This is a genomic window from uncultured Capnocytophaga sp. (assembly GCF_938029845.1).
Lineage (GTDB): Bacteria > Bacteroidota > Bacteroidia > Flavobacteriales > Flavobacteriaceae > Capnocytophaga.
In genome coordinates, this window is the sequence record NZ_CALHGG010000190.1 from 1 (window position 1) to 8,104 (window position 8,104).

Here is an 8,104-nt window from a genome sequence, read left to right on the forward strand (position 1 = left end):
CTTCGAACTCTACCCCTAAGGTACGCATCTGACCGAAGTTTTGATATTGTGCACCTATAACCCCTGCGGTATAGCGGATCATATCTTTCAGGTACATATAAAAGAAGTTCAGTTCCACTTGAGCATTGGTAGGGTGCTTGCCAACCAAGTCAAGGAGACAGCCAACATTGACACTGGTATTGCGTTCAGGGAGCAAATTCCCACTAGGTACTACAGCGATACCATCACCTAAGAGTTCCGTTTCAGAGGGGATACGGACATCATACCCTACAGAGAATTTTCCCATAAAGGAAGGAAGAAAGCGATAACGCATAGCATCATTGATACCGAAATCCTTTTTGTTGAGATCTATATCATATTGTCCTGGTACGAAAAGATGAGCCATTTGGGTGTGCATGGTATAGAGATAGTAGCGCCCCGTAAGGGAGTTAAGGAACTTGTCGTCTAAAGAACGGAAGTCATAGGTAAGCCCGCTGACCCAACTGAGCATATGAGCGTCAAAATTCACTTGCTTGCCTAAGCTCATTTGCTTGAGTTCGTCCTTGGGTTTTCCCCTAGCAAAGGCCAGTACCGAATTGAAATTAAGAGAGTGCTGCTGGTTTATCAAATACTCCAAGTTGGTTTTATTACCAATGGTAAATTTTTGGTCATCGGAATCAGAAGGATATCTATAGCCTGCTTCCCCTCCATAACGAGAAGCTGTGGGGTAGGAGGAGCCATCCCATTCGTAACGGCGGGTAGCCTTGTCTATAAAATTCATACGAGAGAGCGCTATCACATTGAGCATGTCAAGGTTAAGCCCATCCCAAAAGAAATGATTCTTTTGGAGTTTGATAGGCAATCCTACCACGAAGGAACGACTATGTGCCTGACGGATATCATACTCTATTCCTTGTATTTCCTTGTAGGTTCTTATGGCAACAGCTTCTATCTCTACCTTATCAAACCACCATTTTTTAGCTTCAAGCCCAGCACTTGCTAATATTTTTTGATATTTGTCATGATTGCGAGTCAGGCGCAAGCCCTCGCGATAGGGAGAGTCAAAAGAATAATTGTTATCTGAGCTGGTATAACCTCCTCCGACTCCGAAGGTAAGTCCTTGCTCCTTGAGGTTGCGCTTGAAGATGGCTTGTATCTTATGGGTATTATAGGATTCAAGGCCATAACTAAGGTCTGCATATTTATCAGGATATTCACGAGTTACAATATTGACCGCCCCACCAAGGGAAGACCCACCGAAGCGGGCAGGCACTACCCCTTTGTAGATTTCTATACGGTCAATCATATCCAAAGGAATGTCATTGATATCAAGATAATCCGATTGTTCAGATAGGGGTAATTCATCTATAAAAAAGCCAATACGCTTGCCCTCCAGGCCACGAACAGAAAGGCGAGAGGAGCTTCCAACCCCTCCAGTGGAACGGATAGTAACCCCTACGGTTTTGATTAATATATCTTGTACGCTGCTTACGGTACCCCGCATATTGGATAGGTCAATCACGGTAACAGGCATGGCCTCCTCTTTCTTTTGGTGAGCGATGGTCTTGGCGGTGAAAACCACCTCTCCTATTTCCTGTTTCTGAGGAGTAAGAGAAATGTTTTGCTTAGTATCCCCATTAATGGTTATTCTTTTGCTAACACTCTGATAGCCTAGATAATAATAGCCTATGGTATAGCTACTCTTAGGTAGAGAGGGGAGTGAGTAAAAACCCTTTTCATTGGTAGTGGTGCCTTTTCCTGTTTCCTTGATGATGACCTCGGCATTGATGAGGGGTTCGCCCGTGGTTTTGTCTATCACTTTTCCAGAAAGACTACCTTTTTGTTGCGCATAGCTAAAGGTAGAAAAAAGTAGTAGTAAGTAAAAAAACTTTCTAAGTAGCATAAGTGTAATAAGTTGATTTGGTGTGTTTTATTTTATCTGCTTTAAATAAATTAAGAAATAAATTTGCAAGATTCAGAAATATTATTTATCTTTGTTCTAAATAGAGAATTACAAAGGCAAATGTACGTTTTTTATTTTTATTTTGTTTTAATCTTATTAGCTAAGATTTTAATCTCAATAGCAAATTTATGATGAAGCGATTGACCACACAGGATATACAGGAATTGAGTTTAGAGCAGGTAGAGGTACCTTTCGTGAAAAGTGAGGCGGAGATGGAGCTTTATTATGGGCGACTCCAAAACAGGATAGGTACTTTCATCACTCAAGGGAAAGCGATTGGCAAGCATTCCTATTATAGTTGGCAAGCAGAGGTGCGAAAGAATTACTCCTTTGAGGGACGTATGGCGATTCCCTCAGTGCGATTCTATTTTGTAACCAAGTCACAAAAGGGGATGCATGTGGATATAGATGGGCAGATTTTCATAGCTAAGCAGGGTGAACATAATGTGTTCTTTTGCAAAGACGAATGCTTAGGAAGAGATATTTTCCTACAAAATGATACTATGGAAGTGATTACCATAGCTATAAGTGAGCAGGAGTTTGCTCAAATGGCACAGAAATATCCTGATAGCTTTATGACTATTTATAAGAGATATCAAAGGGGAGATAACTTTCTACTCAGTCATCAAGGAGGTTTTTTGACTTCTGTTCAGATGCAGGCGGTCTTGCAACAGCTCAATAATACAGAACTCTTGGGTAATGCTGCAGGAGTATATGCTGACCTGAAAGTACTGGAATTGTTCCTGTTACAGTTTCACCAAATGGATACTCAAAAATACCAGAGCTATCAGTATTGTAAAACCCGTACCGATATAGATAAGATACACGAGATAAGTGAACTTATTGTCAGTGATTTGCAACATACTCCGTCCATTAGTGAATTGGCAAAGGAGGTAGGGATGAATGAGAAAAAATTATGCTATGGGTTTAAGGAGATTTTTGGTAATACCATTTTTGGCTATCTCTATGATTATAAGATGAATCTTGCCCAGCAGTTGCTACTACATACCGATAAGTCTATAGGTGAAATAGCCCTCCAATGTGGCTATGAGCACCTATCGCACTTCTCTACGGCTTTTAAGCGCAAGTTTGGTCGTAGCCCACAGGCTGTAAGGGGGAACTAGGATTACCAAGGTGCCTTGGCTAAGAAAGTAAGTCGGATAAAGGTGATGACGGTTTCAGGAGTAATGGTAAGGGGAGTATCTAATTCTTTGACTTCTTCCTCATCCACAAAGACAGCGAAAAGCCCGTCAGTAAAAGCCAAAAAGGCAGTATCCAAGGCTACATGAAGGTCAGCCAAGGTTCTGTTTTCCTTATCCCCAAAAGTAATTTTTCCCTCTTGGGCTTGCTCACCTATCTCTTGGGCAGAGAGGAAAGGAACTAAGGAAGTATCCTCTCGTGATTCATTGAAGCGTTTTACTTCACTCTTTACACATTCAGAGATGAGTTCCCTGAGTGTTTCAGGTTGCTTTTCCAAAACTACTTCAATGGTTTTTATCTTCTTCTTCCCTAATTTCTTTAACTGAATCAGCATAACGGTAGAGGATTATAATTGTCGTATGCCTTTTAAGAAAATCCATCGCATGAGCAATACTTCCTTACCCTCATCATTGTTGTAAGCAGCAAAACGAGGGGAGAGTATAATAGCCAAACTTCCTGTAATTACAAAGGTAATGAGGTATGGAAGGCTCGGGAAAAAGTGTAAAATTCCTAAGCGAATAAGGATAAATAAAGCTCCAAAACAGAGGAAATTGAACAGAAAAGCACGTACTTTGACCGACATAAATAGGGTATTAGGTTAGCATCTTCTGCCATGAGGGCAAGCAAATCCTTGGAAAGCCCCACAGCTACTCGCCAATAGCCCTAAAGAAAGGGCTATACATACAATTTTAAACCAATTTTTCATTCTTACAATTGTTATTTGTAAACACCGTAGCTGGTGTATTTGTCCATTCTTTTTTCAATAAGTTTTTCTACCGAAAGTTTAGAAAGTTTCTTGTAGGTCTCTTCAATAGCTTTTTTGACACTTTCAAAAACAGCTTCTCTGTTTCGGTGCGCACCTCCAAGAGGTTCTTTGATGATTTCGTCAATAAGACCATTGGCTTTCATATCCTTAGCAGTAAGTTTCAGCGCATTAGCGGCACGTTCTTTGTACTCCCAAGTACGCCAAAGAATAGAAGAACAAGATTCTGGGGAAATTACAGAATACCAAGTATTTTCAAGCATAAATACCTTATCACCAACCCCTATACCTAGGGCACCTCCGGAGGCACCTTCTCCTATGATAAACACAATGATAGGAACTTGTAAGCGTGACATTTCCAATAAGTTACGGGCGATAGCCTCTCCCTGACCTCTCTCCTCAGCCTCAATACCTGGGTAGGCACCTGGGGTGTCAATAAAGGTAACGATAGGGAGATTGAACTTCTCGGCTGACTTCATTAGGCGTAAAGCCTTGCGGTAACCTTCAGGATTGGGCATTCCAAAGTTGCGGTACTGGCGGCTCTTGGTATTGTTTCCTTTCTGCTGTCCAATAAACATATAGGATTGGTCACCTATTTTTCCTAAGCCTCCAATCATGGCCTTATCATCCCCCACGGTACGGTCACCATGGAGCTCTATAAAGGTATCACCACAGAGAGCATTGATATAGTCAAGCGCATAGGGGCGATCAATATGTCGGGAAACCTGTACACGTTGCCAAGGAGTAAGGTTCTCATAGATATCCTTTTTTACTTGTTCCAATCGCTTGGTAAGTTTTTTACAAGTATCGGAGACATCTACATTACTTTCATTTCCAAGGGCAATACATTTATCTAATTGTTCTTCAAGTTCCTTGATAGGTAACTCAAAATCTAAATATTCCATATCTTTAAGTTTGATTTAAAGTGGCTACAAAAGCTACTATATTAGTGGCGCAAAAGTACGGATTTTTTCCGAAAAAAGCAACAATTAAGTTTTGAGTTTTAAATTAGTTGTTAGTCACTTAGTTGTTAGTCACTAACTGATTAGGTTCCATATCCCTTTATTTCTCTTGAGCATGTTCAGTGTATGGGCTACGTGTTGGTGTTCAGGGTCGGTCAGTTCAGGGTCTATACGGATGAGATCGGTAGCATAGTCGCGAGCTATTTTGAGCAAAGGACCGTCCTTGACTAAATCTGCTATTTTCAGAGCAAGGACACCACTTTGTTGCTTGCCTAAGAGATCCCCTGGTCCTCGCAGTTTCAGATCCACTTCGGCGATTTGGAAGCCATCACAGGTAGCTACCATAGTTTCCATACGGGTACGGGAATCATGGCTGAGCTTTACATCGGTCATCAGGATGCAATAGCTCTGTTCAGCACCGCGCCCCACACGGCCACGTAATTGGTGTAGCTGGGAGAGTCCAAAGCGCTCGGCGCTCTCTATGAGCATTACTGAGGCATTAGGTACATTGACTCCTACTTCTATTACAGTGGTAGCAACCATAATTTGGGCTTTACCTTCTACGAAGAGGCGCATTTGAGCATCCTTCTCTTCGGGCTTAAGCTGTCCATGTACCATGGCAATAGTGTATTTGGGTGGTGGAAAAGTAGTATAAAGCTGGTTATAGCCTTCGGTAAGGTTCTTGAAAGCCAGTGCTTCGGACTCCTCAATCAGTGGATATACTACATATACTTGTCGCCCTTTGGCAATCTCATTGTGCAGGAACTGATATACTTTAGCCCTGTGTGTGTCATATTGGTGAATTGTCTGGATGGGCTTTCTCCCTGGGGGGAGTTCATCAATTACCGATACATCCAAATCCCCATAGAGGCTCATAGCCAAGGTACGTGGAATAGGGGTGGCGGACATGATTAGTACATGAGGCGGTAGCTCGTTCTTATGCCACAGCTTGGAACGTTGCTCTACTCCAAAGCGATGTTGTTCGTCAATAATGGCTAAGCCTAGATTCTGGAACTTAACCTTTTCTTCCAATAAGGCATGAGTACCTATCACAATTTGTAACTGGCCACTCTCCAAATCTTCATGAATCTCTCTTCGCTCTTTGCTCTTGGTACTTCCTGTAAGCAGGGCAATACGTATGTCCATAGGTGTGAGCAGTGAGGCGATACTTTCATAATGCTGCTGTGCCAGAATTTCGGTAGGTGCCATAAGGCAGGCTTGGAACTGATTGTCAATGGCAAGGAGCATAGCAAATAGTGCCACGATAGTCTTACCTGCTCCCACATCCCCTTGTAGAAGTCGGTTCATCTGGGCGCCTGTGGCTACATCACTACGGATTTCCTTAATCACTCGTTTTTGAGCATTAGTCAAAGGAAAAGGGAGGTGTTGGTGATAAAAAGTATTGAAGTAATCACCTACTTTTGGGAAAACATATCCTTTGAGTTTTTTGTTTAGATAGTTTTTCTGTATAAGCTGTAACTGTATGTAGAAGAGTTCTTCTATCTTCAACCTGAATTGTGCTTTAGCTAAGAGTTCTTGGGACTGAGGAAAGTGGATTTGAAATAGCGCTTCACCCTTGGGCAGTAGCCGTAGGGGCTGTATCATTTCATGGGGGAGTGTTTCCTGAAAGTGCTTGCCTACTTCAGTGAAAAGGTTTTCAAGGAGTTTGCGCATCACCCGCTGGCTTATGCCTTTTTTGGCAAGCTTTTCAGTAGAAGGATACATGGCTTGTATGTTTCCCTGCAAGGTGTTTTGGTGCTCCTCAAGGGTTTCCATATCAGGGTGAGCCATAGAAAAAACACCTGCAAATAGGTTACATTTTCCAAAAATCACATAAGGAACATTGATCAGCAAATGGTCTTTGAGCCATTGGGAGGGGCGAAACCATACCAGTTCCATACTACCTGTGTCATCTACAAAGGTAGCCACTAATCGCTGTTGGGATTTGCTTTTCCCCTCGACAGTCTTTAGGTGAATAATCCGACCAATAATCTGTACCTCAGCAGAGGATTCTTGTAGCTCTCGTATTTTATAGTATTGAGTTCTGTCAATATAGCGCGTAGGAAACAAGTGTAGCAAATCTTGAAAATTGGCTACTTGAAGCTCATTCTTGAGTAAGGCTGCTCGCTGGGGGCCTACTCCTTTTAAGTATTCAATAGAAGTTTCCAGAACACTCATATCTCTAAGAGTTTATAAGATCCACGGTAACAATACCATCTGTATCTATCTTCTTGAGTACCACAGGTTGTAATGTATTAATCAGCTCAGGATTGAAGGGGGTTTTTACTTTTACATAATTCTCTGTAAAACCGTGCATAAAGCCGTCTTTGTTATCACTTTCAAAGAGTACCTCGCGAGTGGTACCGAGTTGTTTTTCGTAGAAGTGGTGTCGCTTCTTAGCCGAAAGTCCTCGGAGCATACGGCTACGCTTGGCACGTACTTCGCTGGGTACCACCCCATCCATTTCCACTGCTTCGGTATTGGCACGTTCGGAGTAGGTAAAGACGTGTAAGTAGGAGATATCCAGCTCGTTAAGGAAGTGATAAGTTTCCAAGAAATGTTCATCCGTCTCTCCTGGGAAGCCTACAATTACATCTACTCCTATACAGGCATTGGGCATCTCTTCACGGATTTTGGCAACTCTATTTTGGTAGAGTTCCCTAAGGTAGCGGCGCTTCATCTTTTTGAGGATATCATTGCTACCACTCTGCAAGGGAATATGGAAGTGAGGGACAAAGGTTCGACTCTGTGCCACAAAAGCAATAGTCTCATCCTTGAGCAAGTTAGGTTCAATAGAGGAGATACGTAAGCGTTCTATCCCTTCCACTGTATCTAAGGCTTGTATGAGCTCCAAGAAAGTATGTTCGTGCTTTTTGTTGCCAAACTCTCCCTTACCATAGTCTCCGATATTCACTCCTGTAAGGACGATTTCTTTGATATTATTCTCTGATATTTTCTTAGCATTCCTCAGTATATTCTCAATGGTATCACTGCGAGAGATACCACGCGCCATGGGAATGGTACAATAGGTACATTTGTAATCGCAGCCATCCTGAATCTTGAGAAAAGCACGGGTACGATCTCCTATAGAGTAACTTCCTACATAGAAATCCGCTTCGTTGATATCACAAGAGTGAATCTGCCCTTTGTTGAGCTTCGTGAGATCATCTATATATTGAGTAATGTTGAATTTCTCTTTGGCACCCAATACCAAATCCACCCCATCAACAGCGATAA

Annotated in this window: 7 protein-coding genes; 1 reads left to right on the plus strand and 6 read right to left on the minus strand. The window is 42.2% G+C overall.

The genetic code is table 11. The annotated features are described in order from the left end of the window. The coding region (locus Q0625_RS14900; protein WP_298829030.1) for a TonB-dependent receptor at positions 1–1,882 on the minus strand (1,882 nt) is incomplete at its 3' end. 191 nt (positions 1,883–2,073) lie between these two features. Here Q0625_RS14900 and Q0625_RS14905 point away from each other — a divergent pair. Then, a complete protein-coding gene (locus Q0625_RS14905) occupies positions 2,074–3,066 on the plus strand; it encodes an AraC family transcriptional regulator (protein ID WP_298829045.1) in 993 nt (330 codons plus the stop codon). A gap of 2 nt (positions 3,067–3,068) precedes the next feature. Here the strand turns inward: Q0625_RS14905 and Q0625_RS14910 are convergent, their stop codons facing one another. From Q0625_RS14910 to Q0625_RS14930, 5 genes are all read right to left on the minus strand, one after another. After that, complete coding sequence (locus Q0625_RS14910; RefSeq protein ID WP_298829033.1) at positions 3,069–3,476, minus strand: hypothetical protein; 408 nt, start codon at positions 3,474–3,476, stop codon at positions 3,069–3,071. A 12-nt stretch (positions 3,477–3,488) separates the two neighbouring features. Then, on the minus strand, positions 3,489–3,725 hold the full coding sequence (locus Q0625_RS14915) for a hypothetical protein (protein ID WP_298829036.1): 237 nt from the start codon (positions 3,723–3,725) through the stop codon (positions 3,489–3,491). Positions 3,726–3,859: 134 nt separating this feature from the next. Further along, positions 3,860–4,810 (minus strand): acetyl-CoA carboxylase carboxyltransferase subunit alpha, encoded by a 951-nt coding sequence (locus Q0625_RS14920; protein WP_298829038.1) that lies wholly within the window; start codon positions 4,808–4,810, stop codon positions 3,860–3,862. 132 nt (positions 4,811–4,942) lie between these two features. Further along, the gene (gene recG / locus Q0625_RS14925; protein ID WP_298829040.1) at positions 4,943–7,045 is read right to left on the minus strand and encodes an ATP-dependent DNA helicase RecG; all 2,103 of its coding nucleotides are present in this window, start codon (positions 7,043–7,045) and stop codon (positions 4,943–4,945) included. 4 nt (positions 7,046–7,049) lie between these two features. Further along, on the minus strand, positions 7,050–8,104 hold a 1,055-nt coding region (locus Q0625_RS14930), incomplete at its 5' end, for a MiaB/RimO family radical SAM methylthiotransferase (protein ID WP_298829042.1).

Bases quoted from the DNA above. Each gene is read 5' to 3' on its own strand.
- Q0625_RS14905 (WP_298829045.1), top strand. From the start codon at position 2,074: ATGAAGCGATTGACCACACAGGATATACAGGAATTGAGTTTAGAGCAG.
- Q0625_RS14910 (WP_298829033.1), bottom strand. From the start codon at position 3,476: ATGCTGATTCAGTTAAAGAAATTAGGGAAGAAGAAGATAAAAACCATT.
- recG (WP_298829040.1), bottom strand. From the start codon at position 7,045: ATGAGTGTTCTGGAAACTTCTATTGAATACTTAAAAGGAGTAGGCCCC.
- Q0625_RS14920 (WP_298829038.1), bottom strand. From the start codon at position 4,810: ATGGAATATTTAGATTTTGAGTTACCTATCAAGGAACTTGAAGAACAA.
- Q0625_RS14915 (WP_298829036.1), bottom strand. From the start codon at position 3,725: ATGTCGGTCAAAGTACGTGCTTTTCTGTTCAATTTCCTCTGTTTTGGA.